Below are 20,804 nucleotides of genomic sequence, written 5' to 3'. Positions count from 1 at the left end.
TCCAGACAAAAAACCAGACAACAACCATAAAGACCCCCGGTGCAATTTGTTACCGGGGAGGAAAGAAGCTTTTTACACCATCACACCTGCATGTGGTTATGCGGTTTTTGCCGTTGCCGTTGCCGCAGCGGCTGCCGCACGGCGCGCCCGCGCGCGGCCGGGCAACACCTGCGGCACGGCGCCCACCAGCGACTGTGTGTACGGGTGCTGCGCATTGCGGAACAGCTCGCCCGGCGAGCCGCGCTCCACGATGCGCCCCTGGTACAGCACCACCACCTCGTCGCACAGGTGGTTGACCACCGCGAGGTCGTGGCTGATGAGCATGTAGGTGATGCCGAACTGCTGCTGCAGGTCCTGCATCAGGTTCAGCACCTGGGCCTGCACCGACACGTCGAGCGCGCTCACGGGTTCGTCGGCCACGATGAGGCGCGGCCGGGTGATGAGGGCGCGTGCAATGGCAATGCGCTGGCGCTGGCCGCCCGAAAATTCGTGCGGGTACTTGCCCAGGTCGTTGGTGCGCAGGCCCACCTGTGACAGCACCTGGGCCGCCTGCTCGCGCTGCTCGGCGCGCGTGGTCTGGCCCTGCGCCTGCAGTGGTTCGGTCACGATGCGCTCCACGGTCTGGCGCGGGTCCAGCGATCCGTACGGGTCCTGGAACACCATCTGAAAGTCGCGCCGCGCCTGGCGCAACTGCTCGGCTTGCAACTGGTGCAGGTTGCGGCCCAGCAGCTCCACCGTGCCGGAGGTGGGTGCATCGAGCGCCATCACCAGCCGTGCCAGGGTGGACTTGCCCGAGCCCGATTCGCCGACGATGCCGAGGCTGCGGCCAGAGGCAATCGAGAAGTTCACGCCGTTGAGCGCATGCACCTTGCCCGGGGGGCGAAACAGGTGCTCGCGGGGCAGTGTGTATTCGCGCACCAGGTCGGTCACCTGGAGCAGCGGCGCGGTGGCTGGCGCGCCGGTGGTGTGGGGGGCCTGGGTCATGCAGCCACCCCGATGATGTTCACCACGTCCGCACTCTGCGCCTCGGCAATGGCCTCACGCCGCAGGCAGCGCACCAGGTGGTCGCCGTCGGCATCGGTGGCCACCAGCGTGGCCTCGGGCTGCTTGTGGTGGCAGTCATCCACCGTGTAGCTGCAGCGCCCTGCAAATGGGCAGCCAGCGGGCAGGTCCACCAGCTCGGGCACCGTGCCCGGAATGGTGGACAGGCGCGGGCGTTGCCCGGGCGCGTGCACGGCACCCAGGTGGGGCCGGGCGGCGAACAGCCCGCGTGTGTAAGGGTGGGCCATGGCCGAGAAGACCGAGGCAGTGGAGCCGCTTTCGACCACGCTGCCACCGTACATCACCATCATGCGGTCCACGTTCTGCGAGATCACCCCCAGGTCGTGCGAGATGAGGATCAGCGCCATGTTGCGCTCGGCCACCAGGTCGCTGATGAGGTCCAGGATCTGCTGCTGGATGGTCACGTCGAGCGCCGTGGTGGGCTCGTCGGCGATCAGCAGGTCGGGCCCGCAGGCCAGCGCCATCGCAATGGTGATGCGCTGGCGCTGCCCGCCCGAGAACTGGTGCGGGTAGGCGTCAAAGCGCTGTGCGGCGTTGGGGATGCCCACGCGGTCCAGCAAGGCAATCGCTTCGGTGCGTGCGGCTGCTGCGTTCATGCCCCGGTGCAGGCGCAGCGGCTCCGCCACCTGGCGGCCAATGGTGTGCACGGGATTCAGGGCCGTCATGGGCTCTTGGAACACCATGCCAATGCGGTTGCCGCGCATCTTGCACATCTGTGCATCGGTGCGGCCCACCAGCTCTTGCCCATCAAAGCGGATGCTGCCGGTGACCTGTGCGCTCTCGGGCAGCAGGCCCATGAGCGACATGGCGGTGATGGACTTGCCGCAGCCGGACTCACCGATCAGGCCCAGGGTTTCACCGCGCGCCAGCGAAAAGCTCACGCCGCGCACGGCATCGGCGGGGCCCCGGTGCGTCTGCAGGCGGATGCGGAGGTTGGAGACTTCTAACAGAGACATCGTGGAATGCAGGTGGTCTTCGGTGCGGAGCTGTCAGCGTTTGCGGGAGAGGCGGGGGTCGAGCAAATCGCGCAGCCCGTCGCCCAGCAGATTCAGCCCCAGTACCGCCAGCGCAATCGCCATGCCGGGCCACACCGCCAGCAGCGGGGCCTGGAACATCAGCGTCTGTGCCTCGCTGAGCATGCGGCCCCAGGAGGGCTGGGGCGGCTGGGTGCCCAGGCCCAGGTACGACAGGGCGGCCTCGGCCAGGATGGCGATGGCGAACTGGATGGTGGCCTGCACGATGAGCACCGACAGGATGTTGGGCAGCACGTGTTCCAGCGTGATGCGCCAGCTGCCTTTGCCGCAGGCACGTGAGGCCAGGATGTATTCGCGCGACCACACGGCGTTGGCCGATGCGCGCGTGACGCGTGCAAACGTCGGGATGTTGAAGATGCCGATGGCGATGATGGAATTCACAATGCCTGCACCAAACACCGCCGTCATCATGATGGCTGAGAGGATGGCGGGGAAGGCGAAAGTGAAGTCTGCCAGCCGCATGATCAGCTCTTCCACCCAGCCGCGCTTGGCGGCGGCCAGCAGGCCCAGGGCCGTGCCGATGGTGAGGCCGATGCCCACCGCGATCACGCCCACCAGGATGGAGTTGCGGGCGCCTACCAGCAGCAGCGAGGCCACATCACGGCCAAAGGCATCGGTGCCCAGCCAGTGGGTGCCGGAGGGACTCGCCAGCTTGTTGGCCAGGTCCATCTCGTAGGGCGACCAAGGCGTCCAGACAAAGGAGAGCAGCGCAGCAAGGATCAGCAGCGCCGACAACACGGCGCCGATGACAAAACTGCGGTGGCGCAGCGCGCGGTGCAGCCAGCCGGGGGCGGAGGGCGTGGAAGAGGAGGGGGGGGATACAGCGGCGCTCATGGGGATCAGATGTCGGAAGCCTTCACGCGGGGGTCGATCACGGCGTAGAGGATGTCCACGACGAAGTTCACGATCACCACCATGGCGGCGAGCAGCATCACGCAGTTGCGCACCACGATCAGGTCGCGGTTGGAGATGGACTGGAAGATCAGGCGCCCGAGGCCGGGCAGATAGAACACGTTCTCGACCACGATGGTGCCCGCCAGCAGGTTGGCAAACTGCAGCCCCATCACGGTGACCACCGGGATCATGGCGTTGCGCAGCACATGGCCCCACAGCGCTGCGCGCTGCGTGAGGCCCTTGGCGCGGGCGGTGCGTACAAAGTCTTCACGCAGCACCTCCAGCACGGCCGAGCGGGTGATGCGCGCCAGGATGGCAGCCTGCACCACGGCCAGCGCAATGGCGGGCAGCAGCAAGGCTTTGAGGGCTTCTAGCGGGCTGCCGCCGGCGTCTTCCGTCCAGCCCGGAAAGCCGCCGGCCGAGAACCACTGCAGCTTCACCGAGAACAGCAGGATCAGCAGGATGGCGAACCAGAAGTTGGGGATGGCAATGCCGATCTGCGCCAGGCCCATCACGCCCACGTCACCCAGCTTGTTGTGGCGCGCCGCGGCGTACACACCGGCGGCCAATGCCAGCACCGTGGTGATCACCATGGCCATCAGGGCCAACGGCACGGTAAGCGCCAGGCGCTCCAGCACCAGGTCGAGCACGGGCGAGCTGTAGGCGTAGCTGTCGCCCATGTTGCCCACCACCAGGCCGCTCACCCATTGCCAGTAGCGCAGGCTGGCGGGCTGGTCCAGACCCAGCTTGGTGGCCAGAGCTGCCACCGCATCGGGAGAGGCATCGGGACCCATCAGAATCTGCGCGGCATTGCCCGGCAGGATTTCCAGCACCAGGAACACGACGATGGAGGCGCCAATCAACGTGGCCAGGAGGGTGACAAACCGCTTGAGAAAAAACAGGCCCATGGGTGGGGTGCGTTGGCAGGTGGGTCAGACGCAGGGGCGTCAAAATTAATGTGTATACACAGCATAACGGTAAAAACGTCCCCGTCAGCGGTGGTGGGGTGCAGTGTGGCACGCAAGGCACATGCCACCGGCGCGGGATAATACGGAGCATGAACTGCGCCGCTCGCTCCGTTGCCCCTGTTTTTGGCCCTGTGCACTGGGAGGCTGTATGGCGCTGATGATCACGGACGAGTGCATCAACTGCGATGTGTGCGAGCCCGAGTGCCCCAACCAGGCGATCTACCTGGGGCAGGAGATCTACGAAATCGACCCGAACAAGTGCACAGAATGTGTGGGGCATTTCGACGAGCCCCAATGTGTGCAGGTCTGCCCTGTGGCCTGCATTCCCGTGAACCCGCAGCACGTGGAAAGCCGCGAAACCCTGTGGCAGAAGTTCCAGCGGCTGCAGGCGTCCACGCCGACGTAATTTGAGCCAAATCGACCGCTTGCGCTAGTAGGTCATGCCTTGGGTGCTATTGAATAAATAGCAATATCCACAGCGCAACGGCTGGATGGACTGGTGGCCCCTCAGTCCTCCACAGGCCGAGGGGGCTTGGGGCGGGGCGGTTTGGTGGTGTGGATGAGCAGCGTGGCCTTTTCCATGTCCCCCGCCAACAGAGCGGGGTAGGCCTTGAGCGAGTGGGCGATGCTGTCCTCGATCAGCGTGCGCTGGTCTGGCGACGGCTTCTTGAGCACCCAGTTGGCGACTTCGCTTTTGACGCCCGGATGGCCGATGCCGATGCGCAGGCGCCAGTAGTCGGGCGAGCCCAGCTGTCCGTGGATGTCACGCAGGCCGTTGTGTCCGGCATGGCTGCCGCCGCGCTTGAGCTTGACCTGGCCCGGTGCAATGTCCAGTTCGTCGTGCACCACCAGGATTTCCTCGGGCAGGATTTTGAAAAAGCGCGCCAGCGAGGCCACGGACTTGCCCGAGAGGTTCATGAAGGTCTGCGGCTCCAGCAGCCATACGTTCTGGCCGTGCACCGTGGTGCGTGCCACCAGGCCGTGGTAACTGCGCTCGGGCACCAGCGTGGTCTTGAGTTCGCGCGCCAGGGCATCAATCCACCAGAAGCCGGCGTTGTGCCGCGTGTCCTCGTAGTCTGGCCCGGGGTTTCCCAGGCCTACAAACAGCTTGATCATGTGCGCGATTATCGGTGGCTGGGGGGTGGAGAAAGGCCGTCAGCATTGCTACCGCTGCCTGAGGATGCAGTCGGCGAGAGAGAGGTGCGGCGTGCAAAGTGCGCCACACCAATGAAAACGGCCCACGCAAGGTGGGCCGTTTCGTGGTCAACACCGCAAAGCGGGTTGACCGGGTGAAGTGATCGAGGTCGTTGACCGGCGAATTACTTCTTGCCCTTGCCCTTGCCCTTGGCATCGGCAGCAGGAGCGGCTTCCGCAGGGGTCTCGACGACCACGACTGGAGGCACCACGGACACCAGCACGGGGTTGTTGTTCTGGCCACCACGGACCTTGGCCACCACGCCCTTGGGCAGCTTGATGTCCTTCAGGTGCAGGGAAGCACCCTTTTCCAGCTTGGACAGGTCCACAGCGATGAATTCGGGCAGGTCCGAAGGCATGCAGGTCACGTCCAGTTCGTTCACGATCGGGTTGACCATGCACTTGTCCACCTTGACGGCGTTGGACTCTTCTGCACCGCTGTAGTGCAGTGGCACCTTCAGGTGCAGCTTGGTCTTGTCGTCCACGCGCTGGAAGTCGATGTGCAGCACCAGTTGCTTGTAGGGGTGGTATTGCACGTCACGCAGCACAACCTTGGACGTGGCGCCAGCCACTTCCATGTCCAGCACGCTGGAGTGGAACGCTTCCTTCTTGAGGGCGTGCCACAGTGCGTTGTGGTCCACCTCGATCAGTTGTGGCTCGGTAGCACCACCGTACACGATGCCAGGCGTCTTGCCCGAATTACGCAGACGGCGGCTCGCACCCGTACCCTGCTTGGCGCGCTCAAAAGCGACGAAGTTCATAGTTAGCTCCTGAAAAGGGTAGACCGCGACCAGTCGTACCCCGATTAAAAAAGACCTGTGACGCCTTCATGGCGGCAGGCCTGCGCATTGCTCTCGAACAGACAAGCCTCCCGAAGGAGGCCTGCGTGCAATCCGACTGCAACGCTCCCGGGGGAGCGTGTCAGAACAGGTTGTCCTGGTCCGAGAACAGACTCATGACCGACTCCCCCTTGGCAATGCGCTGGATCGTTTCGGCGATCAGCGGGGCCACGGAGAGTTGGCGAATCTTGGAACATCCCTTGGCGTTGTCGCTCAGCGGGATGGTGTTGGTCACCACGACTTCATCGAGGGCTGTGCCTTTGGCGATGCGTTCGATGGCAGGACCGGAGAAAATGGGGTGCGTGCAGTAGGCGTACACCTTCTTGGCACCGCGCTCCTTGAGCACTTCGGCAGCCTTCACCAGCGTGCCGGCGGTGTCGATCATGTCGTCCATGATCACGCAGTTGCGGCCTTCGATCTCGCCGATCACGTGCATCACTTCCGACACGTTGGCCTTAGGACGGCGCTTGTCGATGATGGCCAGATCGCAGTTCAGTTGCTTGGCCAGGGCGCGTGCGCGCACCACGCCGCCCACGTCGGGGGAGACGACGATCAGGTCTTCGTAGTTCTTCTGGCGCAGGTCGCCCAGCAGCACCGGCGACGCATAGATGTTGTCCACGGGAATATCGAAGAAGCCCTGGATCTGGTCAGCGTGCAGGTCCATGGTCAGCACGCGGGCCACGCCCACGGCTTGCAGCATGTTGGCCACCACCTTGGCCGTGATGGGCACACGGGTAGAGCGGGGGCGGCGGTCCTGGCGGGCGTAACCGAAATAAGGAATCACGGCGCTGATGCGCTCAGCCGACGCGCGCTTGAGCGCATCGACCATGATCAGCAGTTCCATGAGGTTTTCGTTGGTGGGTGCGCAGGTGGACTGCACCACGAAAACATCACGTGCACGCACGTTTTGTTTGATTTCGACGGTGACTTCACCGTCAGAGAAGCGACCCACGTCAGCCGCACCGAGGGTGGTGCCGAGGTGTTGGGCAATTTCAGCTGCCATGCCAGGATTGGCATTGCCGGTGAAAACCATGAAGTCGGGGTGGTTGGCTTGCATGAGCGTCCCAGCAGTCTGAAATAAAAGCCCGTACGCGGAAAGCGTTTGGCAGGGGAAGAAGGATTCGAACCTTCGCATGCCGGAATCAAAATCCGGTGCCTTAACCAGCTTGGCGACTCCCCTACACAGGTCAATTGCCGAGGGCAACCAACCTTAAATTTCTCCTGATGCCCAACCTGCCAGAGGATGAATCATCAGATTTTCACATGCCTTCACTTGCCAGCCCTCGGGGGCCCCGCTCAAGTCAACTGCGTGTGACATATGCGCAAACACCGCACTGCCTGAGCCTGTCATTCTGCCTTTGAGGTCGCGATCTTTGAGCCATTCAATGGCTTGCAAAACATCGGGGCAAAGAGCCTGAGCAACTGGCTGCAAGTCGTTTCGACCGAAGTCAAAGTGTGCTGCAGCAAAGCCTAAGATTGTAGCACTATCTGAATCGCGTTTCAAACTTGGTGACGAAAAAATTTCTTTTGTCTCCAAACCTGCTGCGGGCTTCACGATCACAAAGCTCGCTTGCGGCAGCTGGTGCGCTTTCTCAAGCGGCGTGATTGTCTCACCAATTCCCTCTACCCAAGCGTTGTGACCGCATAAAAAAAACGGAACATCTGCACCCAGTTGCAAACCGATCTTGGCCAACGCGTGTCTTGGCAGGTTGAGCCCCCACAACCGGTTCAATGCGAGCAACGTGGTGGCGGCATCAGACGAGCCTCCTCCCATGCCCGCCTGTGCAGGTACGCGTTTCATGATGCTGATGTGCGCACCTTCGCTGCAGCCTGTGGCTGCTTGCAGCGCGCGAGCTGCGCGAACCGAGAGATCCACTTCGGGCAGTGCCATCGACAGGTCTTCCCGCGAAATGAGCCCATCGGCTCGGCGCTCGAAGTGCAAGGTGTCGCACCAGTCCACGAGCATGAACACGGACTGCAGCAAGTGGTAGCCATCCGCACGGCGCCCGGTAATGTGCAGAAAGAGATTGAGCTTGGCCGGGGCCGACACGTCATACAAGGCTTGCATTGGGAGGGTGGAGTGCGAGGTGGTGCCGTGCAAGCGGCGCTCCTGGTCGCTGCAATGGGCAGGCCGTCAGGGGGTCAGTGCAATGCGTAGCGTGGCGGTGGGCTGTGGATCGTCACGGCGTGCCGTCAGCCGTCCGTCGGCAATACCGGTGAGGTCTGCTTGCCACCCCGTCGCACTGGCCTGGGTGCCCTTGAGCCAGCTGAAAAGGGCGGTCACGGGAATGCGCGTGCCGGTCACGTCCTGGAGCAGCGTGTCGAGGGAATCAGAGGTGCGGGTGTCCTGGCCGCTGACCAGCTGTGCATGCCCATCCTTCCAGTCGAGTTGCGCAATGCGATTGCCGAAGGGGCTGAGCAAAACGAGTCCACCGGCCTGGGCGGTGCCGCGCAACTCAAACATGGCAGAAAAAGACTGCGAGGCCTGCCCGTCAATCTGAAGTGCGATGCGACCGTTCCAGCTGTTTTCCTCCACAGGGGCTGATGGCATTGGCTGCGCACAGCCCGCAAGCCACAAGGCACACAACAGCAGCCAGCCCATCCATCGATGACGAAGCGTTCCGGTCAGTGAGCTGGCGATGTTGCCAAACAGGCTTGGCATCAGAGGGAGGCTCCGAGACGCTTCAGGGTCTCTTTGAGGGTGTCGTTGTCGGGACTAGCGCGCTGTCCTTCTTTCCAGACGCGCGTTGCGCCGTCCTTGTCACCCATGCTCCAGAGAACCTCACCCAGATGTGCGGCTATCTCCACATCGGGCCGTACCTTGAAGGCCGCTTCGAGGTGTTTGCGTGCATCGGCCTTGTTTCCCAAGCGGAATTCCACCCATCCCAGGCTGTCCATGATGAAGGGGTCGTTGGGGGCAAACTGCAGGGCCTTCAGGATGAGCTGTTTGGCCTCGTCCAACCGCACGCCCCGGTCCGCGAGCGAATAGCCGAGGGCGTTGTAGGCGTGGAGGTAGTCCGGCTGGCGTGCGATCACCTGGCGCAGCAGCTGTTCCATAGTGTCGGGCTGGCCAGCCTTTTCGGCGAGCATGGCCTGGTCGTAGACCAATTCCGCATCGTCCGGAGCTATGGCCACCAGTTCCGTTTGCACTTTGTAGGCTTCCTGGTACAGACGTTGGTCGCGCAGCAGCTGTACTTCGGCCATGAGTTTCAGGCGGTGGCTTTCCGGGGAATTGCCTGGCAAGCTGCGCAACAATGCCCGTGCCTGGGCGAGCTTGCCCTGGCGTGCCAGCAATGATGCGCGACGCGTCTGTGCACCAAAGACTTCCTCGGCGTTGTCGATGCGTGCAAGCCAGGCTTCTGCGCCCGCAAAGTCTTTCTTTTTCTCGGCAATCTGTGCGTGCAGCAAGTACGCCTGCGTGAGACTCTTTCGCCGCAGGTCGGCATCGGCGGACGCAGAGGCAAGCTCCATGAACCGCTGCAGTGACGCCTCAGCAGCGGGCAGCCGGTTGTCTTGGTATTGCAGAGTGGCCGCCACCAGCCAGGCCTCCGTCAGATCAGGCTTTTCCTTCGTGACGGTTTCCAGTTGGCGACTGGCCTCTGGGTAGCGCTGAAGGCCCAGCAATACCCGTGCATACGCCATGCGCAGGTCTGGGATGGGTTGCTTGGACAGGGTTTGCGTCACGATGGGCTCCGCGTCCAGCAGGCCTTCGTCCATCAGCTCCAGCGCCAGCCGGGCGGCACTTTCGCTGGCATTGTCCAAGCCCTGCGCCCTGCGTGCCGCATCCAGCGCGCCGGCCTTGTCACCCGCAGCAAGCCTCAAGCGGCCCAGCGATACCCAGGCCTCGGGCCCAGTCGCTGGATTGGTGAGTTCGTTGACCAGGGCTTGTTCCACCACTTTGGCGGCCAGCGCTTTGTCACTCGCACGTCCATACAGTTGCGGCAGGGAGGCCAGCGCAGAAGCCTTGGACCGTGGGGAGGCCTGTGCGAGTTCCTGGCGCAGCAATTCCGGTGTCTCGGCGATGCGGTTCAACGCGATCAGGATTTGCAGCACATATTGATTGGCCTCGCGCGACTGGGGCAAGGCTTCCTTCCAGGCTCTGGCGGCAGCCAGGGCGTATTCGCCCGATCGTGACTGCAAGGCAATGTCAGCGGCGCGTTGGTAAAGCTGACCATCCGCACTCCGGCGCGCGGCCTCCAGCATGAAAGCGTAGCCGGCGCCTGGGTCCCCGGTTCGCGCACTGATCTCGCCCAGGAAGATTTCGTAGAACAGCTCTGCGTCTAGCGCGGGGTTGGAATCCACTGAAGAGGAGGACTCGCTCGGGGGGCGGCTTTCGCCGACGGGCTTTTGGGCCCAGGCAGAGTGGGCGGCTGCCGCAATCACGGTGGCCAAGGCGACGGTACGAAAGCTGTGGGATAACACCATCGGGCCATAATAATCCATGCCTGTTAAGCCGTTGCCCGGTTGTTTGTATGCCTGAGTTGCCTGAAGTGGAAGTGACGCGGCGCAGTTTTGCTAACGCGATCACTGGAGCCCGGATCGAAGCTGTGGTGATGGGCAAGTCCTTGCGATGGCCTCTGGGTTGTGACCCGCAATTGCTGGTGGGTCAGCAAGTGGTCGGAGTGCGCCGGCGGGGCAAGTACCTGTTGCTGGATATGGAGCAAGGCCTGCTGCTTCTGCATCTGGGCATGTCCGGCAGCCTGCGGTTTGCTGCTGACATGCCGGAAGCGGGCCCGCATGACCACTTTGACCTCGTCACCCACCGGGGCACGCTGCGCCTGCACGACCCACGCCGATTTGGCGCGGTGGTCTATGCGACATCAGAGGATTCGCCCGTGGCCGCCAAGTTGTTGGGTGGGTTGGGCATGGAGCCCTTGTCAGAGGAGTTTCTGCTCCCGACTTTTCAGGCGGGACTCAAGAAAAGCCGGATGCCCATCAAGCAATTGCTTCTGGCGGGACGCTTGGTGGTAGGGGTGGGGAATATCTATGCCTCCGAGGTGCTTTTCCTGTCAGGCATCCGTCCCACTACGGTGGCTTCCCGCATCGGCGCTGCCCGGGTCCACAAGCTGCATCAGGCCATTCGTTCGGTGCTGGCCCGCGCTGTAGAAATGGGGGGGAGCACACTGCGCGACTTTTCGAATGCCGACGGAATGGCGGGCCACTTTCAGACGGCAGCGAACGTGTATGGCCGCGATGGTCAGCCATGCCATGCATGTGGTACAGCCATCGAGCTGATTCGCCAGGGACAAAGAAGCACTTACTTCTGCCGGCAGTGTCAACGCCCCTAGGTGCCGACAGTCCGATCGGCGATTCGTGACAGCTGGCGGACGGTCGATGCTATATTTTGTATATACCTGCCTCGCGGGCCATCCATAGATCTCTGGGAGCAAAGTGGGACCTTCATTCAACGAACAGTTTGACCAGCATGGCGTCTGGCGACGGGAGTTCGCCCAGCAGCTCAAGCGGCTGGCCGATTGGATGGCCACGCATGACCTCATGGACGCAGCGGTGCAAGAGCGCCTACAACGCCTGGAGGAGCAGGTACGCAGCGACAAGGTCATGGTGGCGTTTGTGGCGGAGTTTTCGCGCGGCAAGTCAGAGCTGATCAATGCGATCTTTTTTGCTGACTACGGCCGCCGCATCATGCCTGCCAGCGCAGGCCGCACGACCATGTGTCCCACCGAGCTGGGTTACGACGCCAATGTGGCGCCCAGCTTGCGGCTGCTACCGATTGAAACCCGGCTTCAGATGCAGAGTCTGGCGGAGTGGCGCGTCAAGTCAGACCGCTGGCACGAGATCCCCCTGGACGTCGGCAACGCGGACCAGATTGCCAAAGCCCTCGAAAAAGTGGCGGAGGTGCGCAAGGTCAGTTTGGACAACGCGCGTGCGCTGGGTTTTTGGCATGACGATCTGACGGACGAGAATCCTGTGCCCGATGCGCAGGGCATGGTGGAGGTGCCCATGTGGCGCCACGCCATCATCAATATCCCGCACCCTCTTTTGAAGCAAGGGCTGGTGATTCTGGACACGCCCGGCCTGAACGCTGTGGGTGCGGAGCCGGAGTTGACCGTCAATCTCATTCCCCAGGCGCACGCGGTGGTGTTCATCTTGAGCGCCGATACCGGGGTGACGCGCTCGGACCTCTCGATCTGGCGTGAACACCTGGCCATCTCACCAGAGAGCGTGGAAGCGCGTTTGGTGGTGTTGAACAAGATCGATACGCTCTGGGACACGCTCAACACCGCCGAGCAGGTCCAGTCGCAGATGGAGCGGCAGTGCGCGACCTCGGCGGAGATGCTGGGTGTGTCCCTGGATCGTGTGGTGCCGGTATCGGCCCAAAAGGGCTTGGTCGCCAAGATCACCGCGGATGATGTATTGCTGGAAACCAGTGGACTGCCCGCGCTGGAGGAGGCCCTGGCCAAAGGCATCATGGGCAGGCGCCAGTCCATATTGCGCGCTGCTGTGGCCACGGGCGTGGCGAGCCTGCGCACTGAAACATCGCGGGTCATCAACATTCGGCGGCGGGACCTCGATGACCAGATGGCAGAGCTTCGCAGCCTGCGGGGCAAGAATGCATCGGTGATCGAATCCATGCGCCATCGCATTGAGCAGGAGCAGCGTGAATTCGACCTCAGTACCGCCAAGATTCAGGCGGTTCGCGCGGTTCATCTCAAGTTGCTGCGTGATGTTTTCCAACAGCTGGGCGCCAAGGCCCTCAAGGCAGAGCTGGCCGAGCTAGCCCAGACGCTGCAACAAAAAGGGCTCAAGCTCGGCGTCAAGAAAATATATGTCCAGACCTTTGACAAGCTGCGAGGCACCTTGGACAAAGCGCAAGCCTCTGGAACCGAAATTCAGGCCATGTTGAGTGGGACCTTCCGGCAGCTCAATGCCGAGTTCGGTTTTTCTTTGCAGGTGCCTGCGCCGCCACAGCTGGAGCATTTTGCGCAAGACCTGCACCAAATCGAGCAGAGCCACTTGCAGTACCTGGGAATGGGCAATGCGCTCAAGCTGGCTCAACCCGAGTTTGCCGAGCGTCTGGTGCGCGCTTTGGCGATGCGTTTGCGTACGGTCTATGAGTCGGCCGCCAACGACCTGGAACTGTGGAGCAAATCAGCCACCGCGCAATTGGACGCGCAGCTGCGGGAGCGGCGGCGCAGCTTCGCTCGTCGCATGGAGGCGGTAGACCGCATCCAACAGGCTGCCAGTGGGTTGGTGGAAAGAATCTCCGAAATCGAGGCTGGCGAAGAGGAGTTGGGACAGCTGGAGCGCAAGCTCCACGAACTCACCTCCAAGTTGGTGGCTCTGCCAGGGGCTGTGCCGGCAGTGATTGACGCGCATCCAGTTTCTGCATGAGTGCCGAATCCCGAGAGGGTGTGGCCGAGCGGGTAGTCGCTTGGCAGGCGGTGCATGGGCGCAACCATCTGCCCTGGCAGCAGACCCGAGATCCATACCGGGTATGGCTGTCGGAGATCATGCTGCAGCAGACCCAGGTCGCCACCGTGCTGGACTACTACACGCGCTTTCTGGACCGGTTTCCTGATGTGAGCGCCCTGGCAGCAGCCCCTCAGGACGAAGTTCTGGGCTTGTGGAGTGGTTTGGGTTACTACAGCCGTGCACGCAATCTCCACCGCTGCGCCCAGCAGATCATGGCCGACCATGGTGGTGCCTTCCCGCGAAAGGCATCGGTGCTGGCGTCTTTGCCGGGCATCGGGCGTTCGACCGCTGGCGCCATTGCAGCGTTCTGCTTTTCAGAGCGCGTACCCATTCTGGATGCCAATGTGCGGAGGGTCCTGACGCGCCTGCTGGGCTTTGACAAAGATCTGGCTTCTGCCAAGAACGAACGCCTTCTGTGGGAGCATGCCGATGCGCTGTTGCCTGTGCGCGATCTCGATGTGGCGATGCCCCGTTACACCCAGGGCTTGATGGACTTGGGGGCTTCCCTGTGCACGCCTCGCGCTCCAAAATGCTCCGATTGTCCTTTGTCTGGCGATTGCGTCGCTTTCAAGGAAGGCAATCCTGAAAGCTATCCCTTCAGAACCCGGAAACTGTCACGCCGCGCCGAATCCTGGCAATTGGCGATCCTGCGCGATGGCCAGGGCCGCATCTGGCTGCAGCGCCGCCCTCCAACAGGGATCTGGGCGGGAATGCACTGCGTACCCGTCTTCCCTGACATGGAGTCCCGGGATGCTTTTGTGAGTAGTTTGGGTGGCAATGAGCAATTGGTGCAGCAAGAGCTGCAGCCCTTCGTACATGTACTGACGCACCGGGACCTACACCTTCATCCCCTGTTGATACAGGCCAACGGGATGATTGCTCTGGCAAAAGACGGGGATTGGCTGGGGCCAGACCAATGGCCCTCGGTGGGGTTGCCGGCGCCCATTCGCAAGTTACTGGATACCACGCAATCTACGCTTTGGTAGGTGCGCATGGCGCGCCAGCGAATGGCTGTGCCGCCTTCGCCAGCGCCGAGATCCCGTTACTCATGCTGCGCGCAGCTTAGCGCGTAGCAATCAGGCGCCAGCGCAAGAGTCAGCGCCCGTCCAGTTCGCGGTGGCGCTTCAGCGCGGTCCACCGGTCGCTGAAAGCTTGGGCCAGTCTTTCGACCAGATAGACAGAGCGATGTTGCCCGCCCGTGCAACCGATAGCTACCGTGACGTAGCTTCGGTGGTTGCGATCCAGCATGTCCAGCCAGTGCGTCAGAAACTGTTCAATGTGCGCTCGCATCAGAGCCACGTCCGGCTGCAGATCCAGAAAATCAGCCACCGGCTGGTCCAATCCCGTGAGGTCCCGAAGGGCGGCCTCATAGTGCGGGTTGGGCAGCATGCGCACGTCGAAGACGTAGTCGGCATCCATGGGAATGCCGCGTTTGAACGCAAAGGACTGGAACACCAAGGTCAGCTGCCCTTGCGCCGTGGACATCAGACCTTTGACATAACTTTGCAGTTGGGAGGCGCGGATGGTGCTGGTGTCGATCACGTGCGACTGTTCGCGCAGCTCGGCCAGCAACTCCCGCTCCAGCTCAATGATCTGGACCAACGCCCTGCGCCCTTGTTGAAGATCGTCGTGCGACAAGGGGTGGCGGCGGCGCGTTTCGGAGAAACGCCGCACCAAGGTATCAATCGTGGCGTCCAGAAAAAGGGATTTCACGGCCACGCCCTGGCTGCGCAAACGGCTCAATTCCTGAGGCACCTGGTGCAGCGAGGTGGCGCTGCGGACATCCACTGCAATGGCTACGCGGTTGCCATGGTGTTTGTGTTCCAGCGCTACGAAGGCTGGCAGCAGTTCGGGTGGCAGGTTGTCTACGCAGTAGTAGCCAGCATCTTCCAGTGCGTGCAAGGCGACGGATTTTCCAGATCCCGACATGCCTGTGATGACAACGATCTCAAGGGCCATCAGCGTTTCCTCGCGGCGGTAGAGGAGATAGACGAATCCGAAGGCGGGGTAGGCGCACTGGTCAGCGCCAGCGCAGCAGTGCCCAGCATTTCGCGCGCGTGCGCCAGCGTAGTCTCCGTAGCGCGCTCGCCGCCCAGCATCCGAGCAATTTCTGCCACGCGTTCATCTTGCTGCACAACCAGAACCGTGCTGGTTGTGCCTTGAGCGCTCTTGTTTTTCGCCACCTTGAGGTGGTGATGCGCACAGGCTGCCACTTGCGGCAGGTGGGTCACCGCCAGCACCTGCCGATCTCGCCCAAGCTGTTGCATCAGCCTTCCGACGGTTTCGGCGACTGCTCCACCCACGCCGGAGTCCACCTCGTCAAAAATGAGCGTAGGTGCTGCTCCCAACTCGCTGGTTGTGACCGCAATGGCGAGCGAAATGCGAGACAGCTCGCCGCCCGATGCGACCTTGCCGACGGGCTTGGGTGTCATGCCGGGGTGTCCTGCAACCAAGAACACGACATCGTCGATCCCATCGGGTGAGGGCTCTGCCGCTTTGCTAACCGATACCTCAAATTTGCCACCCTCCATGCCGAGTCCCTGCATGGCCTGAGAGATGGAGGCGGAGAGTTTTGGGGCCGCTTTGGCTCGGGCCATAGAAAGCGTGCGTGCTGCTGCCTGGTATGCCTTGGCGCTGGCAGACTCGCTGGCTTGTAGTCTGTCAAGATCGGTCGCAGCATCAAGCTCGTGCAGGGATGCTTTCCAGTCCTTGAGCAGCGCAGGTAGCTCTGCAGGAGGGCGTTTGTACCGGCGTGCCAGTCCCATCCACTGGGACATGCGCTCGTCCAGCTCCGTCAGCCGTTGCGGGTCGATGTCTGCATGGCGCAAGTAGCTGTGCAGCGAATGCACTACATCGGTCGTCTGCGCCAGACTCGACGCCAAGATATCGGCCAGATTGGCGAACTCTGGTTCAATATGTTCCTGGGCTTGTAGAAGAGCATGGGCGCGGGTCAGCGCGGAAACAGCTCCACCTTCGTCTTCCTGCAAGACCTGAAGCGTCCCCTGCGCTCCATCCAGCAGGGCCTGTGCATGGGACAGGCGTTTGTGTTGGGCGTCGAGCTCCTCCCACTCGTCATCACCGGGCCCCAGCTTGTCCACTTCGCTGATTTGCCACTGCAGGCGCTCGCGCTCTTGCTGCAGTGTGGCTTGCGCGGCGCGCGCCTGTTGCAATGCCTTGAGGTCCGCGCGCCATTGCGCCCAGCGGGATGCTGTATCTCGGGTGTTCACACCGGCGAAAGCGTCAAGCAAGCCTCGCACCGACTCTGGTCGGGTCAGGCTTTGCCACGCGTGCTGACCGTGGATGTCGACAAGCATCTCACCCAGCGAGCGCAACTGGGAGGCTGTGGCAGGGGTGCCATTGATCCACGCGCGGCTCTTGCCCTGCGTGTCGACGGTGCGGCGCAGCAGCAACCGATCATCCGCTTCAAACCCTCCTTCATCGAGCCAAGGTCGGGCGTGCGCGGGACAGTCAAATTCCGCGCAAATATCGGTCTTGCTGCATCCCTCTCGCACCACCCCTGCATCTGCACGTGCCCCCAAGGCCAGTTGCAATGCGTCGATCAGAATGGACTTTCCTGCACCTGTCTCCCCGGTCAACACGGTGAAGCCATTGCGCAAATCCAGTTCCAGCGTTTGTACGATCACGAAATCGCGCAGGGTAATCTGCCGCAACGCCATGGTCAGGAGCCCCCTTCATTCCAGCGCAGCTTCTTGCGCAGTGTCGCGAAGTAGTTCCAGCCCTGCGGGTGTAAAAACCGTACACGGTGTTCCGACCGTTTGACGAGGATGCGGTCACCATGCAGCAAGGATGCGAGAGACTGCATGTCGAAGTTTGCGCTGACATCGCGGCCGCTCACCACTTCCACGGCCACTTCCGTCGCATCGGAGAGCACGATGGGGCGGTTGGACAGCGTATGCGGTGCGATAGGAACCAGCACCCAGCCTGGGATGGAGGGGTGAAGCATTGGCCCCCCTGCTGACAGCGAATACGCTGTCGATCCGGTCGGGGATGCAATGATCAGACCGTCGGCCCTTTGGTTGGCCACAAACTGTCCACCCACTTCCACGCGCAGCTCCACCATGCCTGAAGTTGCGCCACGGTTGACGACCACATCGTTCATGGCAAGGGCTTCAAACACCACACGCTCATCGCGAACCACGGTTGCGTGCATCAGTGGCCGCTGGTCTTCTTCGTAGGCCCCTCGCAGCATGGGCGGCAGTGTGGTCTGATAGGTGTCGAAAGGAATATCGGTGATGAAACCCAGTCGGCCCTGGTTGATGCCGATCAGTGGCGTTCCAAAACGGGCCAGGCGGCGACCGATGCCCAGCATCGTCCCGTCACCCCCGACCACCAGGCCCAGATCGCACCGCGCACCGATCTGGTCTACATTCAAAGATGGATAGTGTGTCAGTCCTGTGTTGCTTGCGGTTTCTGCTTCGAGTGCAACCTCGCATCCCTGACGCTCCAAGAAATGTGCAATGTCTTCCAAAGCCCTGCGCGAGCCGTCACCGGAGGCGCCTGCAGCTGAAGTCTGGTACTTGCCTATAAGTGCGACATGGCGGAAATTGGACGTCATCACGAAATTACATCATTAAAAGATGGCCGCTGAGTGTGTGCGGCAGAATTCGGCCAGGAGCAGCCACCTAGGAAAGGACGAGATGAGTGTAGACAACGATCTTGTAACCAAGCACCTGCGGCGCCCCTTTAGTGCCAGGGAGCGAGGCTGGGCAGAGGTTGGATTGGGCGTGTCTGTGGGGTTGTTGACTTGGCTCGAATACAACGAGCCGTCCACGAGACCTTTTACGGGTCGATGGGGTTGGCTCAAAGAGTTTATGTACTCACACTTGGGCGCCAATGGGGTAGCGATCGGCTTCGGTCTGATCGGCTTGATGCTCACGCTATGGGGGGCCTATGAAGTGGCGACTTCGCGGCGAAATGAAGGAAGCAAGCTGCGTTGATTGAGCGCTAACGGGCCATTTCTCGGGAGTCTGCTTTGGGCCCATAGCTGACGTCAGAGCTGGTTCCATTTCAAGGTCGATGAGGCCCATGCTGCTTGTTCTGCGTGAGCTATTGCATCTTGCAGTGTGGGGAACACTGCAGACTGATACTCCCAAAAATCACGCGGCGTTGTAGGTGAAGCCCATTGGACGTCGAATCCCGGAACCTTTTGATCCTCTTGGATCTCCTGTGGGTCTTTCCAGTCGCCCGATCCGTAGCGAATCGAGCAGCTAACAATACGGACGCCTGTTGGCACAGTGCCGTCGTACAGCCACGTTCCTTCTTTCACGACAGTGAAATCGCTCATCGAAATGTCCGCCTTTGGCCGATATGAGCCAGACTACCGAAAGATAGCTGCCACGACTAGAGCGCCGAGAATGACAGCAATCACACCGAGCATTGCCCTGAAATCATTGCTTGGTTTTCCAAGCCCGGACTTTTTCTGGAATTCTTGCCACATTCGTTCTTTGCGTTCGTTGGGTGTTTCCATGGTGTGTCTAGTGAAGGTGAATAGGGCGCAGCACTGAATGTCCGCTTCTGGCCGAATTCTGCCCCACGGCGTGGGGCGCTGGCGGGCCTGAGTAGACGGTGGGTGTAACCTGTCCGTCAACCAGAAGCCAAAATGCGGCGCTGAATGCGTGCCTTGCCTGATGAAGATGTGGCCCAGGCCGTCGGGCGTTGCCCTTCCTGCTGGTGCGACCAGCCCAATCTGGCGGATATGCTTGGCGAGCCGCTCAGCAGCTTGCGTGACCACCCCCACCGCCTCGGAGGCTGGGGCCAAGGCCGTTGGGCCAAAATACGATTACAAAAGTAAAAGATGGCCGCTGAGTGTGTGCGGCAGAATTCGGCCAGAAGCTGCCGGTGGTGAATCTTGAAAGCGGACGCTCAATGAACCGATTTGGCGGGCCACTGAATTTTGGTTCGCTTTAGCGGTGGGTCAGACGTTGTGGGCTGCTGCCAGTTTCAAAGACACCTTGTTCAGGCGGTTTGTTCAAGATTGCGAATTACCTTTTCGACTTTGACTTTTCAAAGACGCCTCGCAGCACATCAGTCAATACTGTTTTTAATAGAGGCTCCGAATGAACCTTCATCATGTTTCCTGCCTGCTCTTGCAGGGACACGAACTTCGGAGCAAAGGGCGAGTTCTGCTTATCTGAGGCTACAGAATCAAACTCCGCCGAAGTCATGAGTGGTGCCCACGCGTGAGCAAGATTTCTATTCCATTGTTCTTGATGCTTAGGAACAGAAACAGCAATTTCCGTTCGTAGAAGCGCATCTGCCTTTTGCGGCCCTAGCTCAGCCTCTACACCTTTGTAGGTCGTTGTGGCTTTGGCGATCTTGTAGGTCATGCCCGTGAGGTTTTCACCGAGTCGCAGAGCTTTGACCATCTTTAGTGCACTCTCTTCGCTTTGTCCAAAAGCGATCAGCGTGGCAAACATGAGTACGGATGCAATTCCGATTCGAAAAGCAATGAGCAATTTTCTTGAAGTTGACATGGGCTTTAGGTTCTTGGCATTTCTCGCAGTACATAACTCATACAACGACAGCGGGCGCGGTCATGGTGATACCAGACGACCTGCGCGAGCATAGCCGTTGTCGGCCAGTAGCGGACATTGATCTTGGAGGTGGAAACGACATGAGCCAAGGCACAGACGGGCTGTCACAACCTGAGAGGCCATCGTCGGCATTTGAGCGGATAGGCGGGAAAGCGATCCTTCTTATGCTCGCCACTATGTCGGGTAGTGCAGGAGTCATCGCCTTGCAAACCGGAGAACTTGCCGAGGGAGGATCGCGTAGTGCCCCTTTACAGGTTAACGTTCTGCACGGAGTAGCCGCGTACACCGGTGGTGCGTTTCTCCTCTCCGTTAGTGCAACACTGCTCGTGTGCGCGTTGTCAGGGTTCAGATTCCGGCGGACGCTATTAGCCTTACTTACCGTTAACCTTGCGGCGTTCTTTGCGGCAATCGCCGGACGTATTTTTGCTCTGTAACCAAGGCGTTGACTTTCCGCTTTGGGCCCTGAGCTGTCTCTCAGTGCTAGGGCGATTTATGCCCTTTTGCTTGGCTTTCGAGCTCACTGCGGTAGAGCCGCTGAGCGATCACTACAACGATGCTCAGCACAAGCCACACCGCAAACGGCAGACCGAGGGGAGTCCCGGCCGCGAGCAAGGCAAGCATGGTCGCAACAACCATGTAAGAGGTTCCGTACCGCTTAGCAATAGCTGCCCCGTGCGGGAGTGGAGCGTGACTGGCGTCGCGAACCAACTTTAAGTCCCCTAGAAATCGGACGCGCCACCCTATCCAGCCACAGTACAGCGCAACAAACAGCATGTATGCATGCAGCGCAAGCACTAGATAGATTGCACTTCCAAATTTTTCTGT

The 20,804-nt window shown here is 61.1% G+C and carries 20 protein-coding genes and 1 tRNA gene; 4 read left to right on the top strand and 17 right to left on the bottom strand.

From position 1 onward, the window contains the following. Positions 1-96 precede the first annotated feature (96 nt). Genes DNK89_RS08350 through DNK89_RS08335 form a run of 4 tightly spaced genes read right to left on the bottom strand, consistent with a single transcriptional unit; the run spans position 97 to position 3,898 of the window. Positions 97-984 carry an ATP-binding cassette domain-containing protein gene (locus DNK89_RS08350; RefSeq protein ID WP_110959677.1) on the bottom strand — a complete coding sequence of 296 codons (888 nt, stop codon included), beginning with the start codon at positions 982-984 and terminating at the stop codon, positions 97-99. Next, positions 981-2,018, bottom strand: a complete 1,038-nt coding sequence (locus DNK89_RS08345; RefSeq protein ID WP_056060462.1) for an ABC transporter ATP-binding protein — start codon at positions 2,016-2,018, stop codon at positions 981-983. The genes DNK89_RS08350 and DNK89_RS08345 overlap by 4 nt, the downstream gene beginning before the upstream one ends. A 33-nt stretch (positions 2,019-2,051) precedes the next feature. Then, on the bottom strand, positions 2,052-2,930 hold the full coding sequence (locus DNK89_RS08340) for an ABC transporter permease (RefSeq protein ID WP_056060465.1): 879 nt from the start codon (positions 2,928-2,930) through the stop codon (positions 2,052-2,054). Positions 2,931-2,935: 5 nt separating this feature from the next. Further along, complete coding sequence (locus DNK89_RS08335) at positions 2,936-3,898, bottom strand: ABC transporter permease (protein WP_056060468.1); 963 nt, start codon at positions 3,896-3,898, stop codon at positions 2,936-2,938. Between the two features lie 208 nt (positions 3,899-4,106). Here DNK89_RS08335 and DNK89_RS08330 point away from each other — a divergent pair, with 208 nt between their 5' ends. Continuing rightward, positions 4,107-4,364 (top strand): YfhL family 4Fe-4S dicluster ferredoxin, encoded by a 258-nt coding sequence (locus DNK89_RS08330; protein WP_056060470.1) that lies wholly within the window; start codon positions 4,107-4,109, stop codon positions 4,362-4,364. Between the two features lie 101 nt (positions 4,365-4,465). On the opposite strand, the gene pth is transcribed toward DNK89_RS08330, so the two are convergent. The 7 genes from pth to DNK89_RS08295 all read right to left on the bottom strand — a co-directional run bounded on the left by pth (position 4,466) and on the right by DNK89_RS08295 (position 10,434). Continuing rightward, complete coding sequence (gene pth, locus DNK89_RS08325; RefSeq protein ID WP_056747313.1) at positions 4,466-5,074, bottom strand: aminoacyl-tRNA hydrolase; 609 nt, start codon at positions 5,072-5,074, stop codon at positions 4,466-4,468. A 203-nt stretch (positions 5,075-5,277) separates the two neighbouring features. Next, on the bottom strand, positions 5,278-5,913 hold the full coding sequence (locus DNK89_RS08320; protein ID WP_056060476.1) for a 50S ribosomal protein L25/general stress protein Ctc: 636 nt from the start codon (positions 5,911-5,913) through the stop codon (positions 5,278-5,280). Between the two features lie 160 nt (positions 5,914-6,073). After that, entirely contained in the window at positions 6,074-7,048 is a 975-nt protein-coding gene (locus DNK89_RS08315) for a ribose-phosphate pyrophosphokinase (protein WP_056060480.1), read from the bottom strand. 46 nt (positions 7,049-7,094) lie between these two features. After that, a tRNA-Gln gene (locus DNK89_RS08310) sits at positions 7,095-7,171 on the bottom strand. A gap of 30 nt (positions 7,172-7,201) precedes the next feature. Then, positions 7,202-8,059 carry a 4-(cytidine 5'-diphospho)-2-C-methyl-D-erythritol kinase gene (gene ispE / locus DNK89_RS08305; RefSeq protein WP_110959676.1) on the bottom strand — a complete coding sequence of 286 codons (858 nt, stop codon included), beginning with the start codon at positions 8,057-8,059 and terminating at the stop codon, positions 7,202-7,204. Between the two features lie 66 nt (positions 8,060-8,125). Beyond that, positions 8,126-8,542 carry a lipoprotein insertase outer membrane protein LolB gene (locus DNK89_RS08300; protein ID WP_304546585.1) on the bottom strand — a complete coding sequence of 139 codons (417 nt, stop codon included), beginning with the start codon at positions 8,540-8,542 and terminating at the stop codon, positions 8,126-8,128. Between the two features lie 110 nt (positions 8,543-8,652). Then, on the bottom strand, positions 8,653-10,434 hold the full coding sequence (locus DNK89_RS08295) for a tetratricopeptide repeat protein (RefSeq protein ID WP_110959675.1): 1,782 nt from the start codon (positions 10,432-10,434) through the stop codon (positions 8,653-8,655). Between the two features lie 29 nt (positions 10,435-10,463). Between DNK89_RS08295 and mutM the strand changes: the two genes are divergently transcribed. From mutM to mutY, 3 genes are all read left to right on the top strand, one after another. Beyond that, positions 10,464-11,279 carry a bifunctional DNA-formamidopyrimidine glycosylase/DNA-(apurinic or apyrimidinic site) lyase gene (gene mutM, locus DNK89_RS08290; RefSeq protein ID WP_110959674.1) on the top strand — a complete coding sequence of 272 codons (816 nt, stop codon included), beginning with the start codon at positions 10,464-10,466 and terminating at the stop codon, positions 11,277-11,279. 103 nt (positions 11,280-11,382) lie between these two features. After that, the gene (locus DNK89_RS08285) at positions 11,383-13,344 is read left to right on the top strand and encodes a dynamin family protein (RefSeq protein ID WP_110959673.1); all 1,962 of its coding nucleotides are present in this window, start codon (positions 11,383-11,385) and stop codon (positions 13,342-13,344) included. Further along, complete coding sequence (gene mutY, locus DNK89_RS08280) at positions 13,341-14,411, top strand: A/G-specific adenine glycosylase (RefSeq protein ID WP_110959672.1); 1,071 nt, start codon at positions 13,341-13,343, stop codon at positions 14,409-14,411. The genes DNK89_RS08285 and mutY overlap by 4 nt, the downstream gene beginning before the upstream one ends. Before the next feature lie 109 nt (positions 14,412-14,520). Here the strand turns inward: mutY and rapZ are convergent, their stop codons facing one another. The 6 genes from rapZ to DNK89_RS24220 all read right to left on the bottom strand — a co-directional run bounded on the left by rapZ (position 14,521) and on the right by DNK89_RS24220 (position 19,862). After that, on the bottom strand, positions 14,521-15,384 hold the full coding sequence (rapZ, locus tag DNK89_RS08275) for an RNase adapter RapZ (RefSeq protein WP_110959671.1): 864 nt from the start codon (positions 15,382-15,384) through the stop codon (positions 14,521-14,523). After that, positions 15,384-17,102, bottom strand: coding sequence for a DNA repair protein RecN (gene recN / locus DNK89_RS08270; RefSeq protein WP_110959670.1), 1,719 nt, complete (start codon positions 17,100-17,102; stop codon positions 15,384-15,386). Before recN ends, rapZ begins: the two co-directional genes overlap by 1 nt. 2 nt (positions 17,103-17,104) lie before the next feature. Then, entirely contained in the window at positions 17,105-18,001 is an 897-nt protein-coding gene (locus tag DNK89_RS08265) for an NAD kinase (RefSeq protein ID WP_110959669.1), read from the bottom strand. Between the two features lie 435 nt (positions 18,002-18,436). Continuing rightward, positions 18,437-18,730, bottom strand: coding sequence for a hypothetical protein (locus DNK89_RS24225; RefSeq protein ID WP_153064268.1), 294 nt, complete (start codon positions 18,728-18,730; stop codon positions 18,437-18,439). A 33-nt stretch (positions 18,731-18,763) separates the two neighbouring features. Then, positions 18,764-18,913, bottom strand: a complete 150-nt coding sequence (locus tag DNK89_RS24390; protein ID WP_161958932.1) for a hypothetical protein — start codon at positions 18,911-18,913, stop codon at positions 18,764-18,766. Between the two features lie 514 nt (positions 18,914-19,427). After that, entirely contained in the window at positions 19,428-19,862 is a 435-nt protein-coding gene (locus DNK89_RS24220; protein ID WP_153064267.1) for a hypothetical protein, read from the bottom strand. Positions 19,863-20,804 lie beyond the last annotated feature (942 nt).

The organism is Acidovorax sp. ST3 (assembly GCF_003231145.1).
Classification (GTDB): Bacteria; Pseudomonadota; Gammaproteobacteria; order Burkholderiales; family Burkholderiaceae_C; genus Acidovorax.
This window is presented reverse-complemented; position numbering and strand designations above follow the sequence as displayed.

Excerpts from the sequence above, each read along its gene's own strand:
- DNK89_RS08300 (WP_304546585.1), bottom strand. The coding sequence starts at position 8,542 with ATGCCATCAGCCCCTGTGGAGGAAAACAGCTGGAACGGTCGCATCGCA.
- DNK89_RS24220 (WP_153064267.1), bottom strand. The coding sequence starts at position 19,862 with ATGTTTGCCACGCTGATCGCTTTTGGACAAAGCGAAGAGAGTGCACTA.
- DNK89_RS08265 (WP_110959669.1), bottom strand. The coding sequence starts at position 18,001 with ATGACGTCCAATTTCCGCCATGTCGCACTTATAGGCAAGTACCAGACT.
- recN (WP_110959670.1), bottom strand. The coding sequence starts at position 17,102 with ATGGCGTTGCGGCAGATTACCCTGCGCGATTTCGTGATCGTACAAACG.
- DNK89_RS08320 (WP_056060476.1), bottom strand. The coding sequence starts at position 5,913 with ATGAACTTCGTCGCTTTTGAGCGCGCCAAGCAGGGTACGGGTGCGAGC.
- DNK89_RS08340 (WP_056060465.1), bottom strand. The coding sequence starts at position 2,930 with ATGAGCGCCGCTGTATCCCCCCCCTCCTCTTCCACGCCCTCCGCCCCC.
- DNK89_RS24390 (WP_161958932.1), bottom strand. The coding sequence starts at position 18,913 with ATGGAAACACCCAACGAACGCAAAGAACGAATGTGGCAAGAATTCCAG.
- DNK89_RS08335 (WP_056060468.1), bottom strand. The coding sequence starts at position 3,898 with ATGGGCCTGTTTTTTCTCAAGCGGTTTGTCACCCTCCTGGCCACGTTG.
- DNK89_RS08330 (WP_056060470.1), top strand. The coding sequence starts at position 4,107 with ATGGCGCTGATGATCACGGACGAGTGCATCAACTGCGATGTGTGCGAG.
- DNK89_RS08350 (WP_110959677.1), bottom strand. The coding sequence starts at position 984 with ATGACCCAGGCCCCCCACACCACCGGCGCGCCAGCCACCGCGCCGCTG.
- ispE (WP_110959676.1), bottom strand. The coding sequence starts at position 8,059 with ATGCAAGCCTTGTATGACGTGTCGGCCCCGGCCAAGCTCAATCTCTTT.
- DNK89_RS08315 (WP_056060480.1), bottom strand. The coding sequence starts at position 7,048 with ATGCAAGCCAACCACCCCGACTTCATGGTTTTCACCGGCAATGCCAAT.
- pth (WP_056747313.1), bottom strand. The coding sequence starts at position 5,074 with ATGATCAAGCTGTTTGTAGGCCTGGGAAACCCCGGGCCAGACTACGAG.
- DNK89_RS08345 (WP_056060462.1), bottom strand. The coding sequence starts at position 2,018 with ATGTCTCTGTTAGAAGTCTCCAACCTCCGCATCCGCCTGCAGACGCAC.
- DNK89_RS08295 (WP_110959675.1), bottom strand. The coding sequence starts at position 10,434 with ATGGATTATTATGGCCCGATGGTGTTATCCCACAGCTTTCGTACCGTC.
- rapZ (WP_110959671.1), bottom strand. The coding sequence starts at position 15,384 with ATGGCCCTTGAGATCGTTGTCATCACAGGCATGTCGGGATCTGGAAAA.
- mutM (WP_110959674.1), top strand. The coding sequence starts at position 10,464 with ATGCCTGAGTTGCCTGAAGTGGAAGTGACGCGGCGCAGTTTTGCTAAC.
- mutY (WP_110959672.1), top strand. The coding sequence starts at position 13,341 with ATGAGTGCCGAATCCCGAGAGGGTGTGGCCGAGCGGGTAGTCGCTTGG.
- DNK89_RS24225 (WP_153064268.1), bottom strand. The coding sequence starts at position 18,730 with ATGAGCGATTTCACTGTCGTGAAAGAAGGAACGTGGCTGTACGACGGC.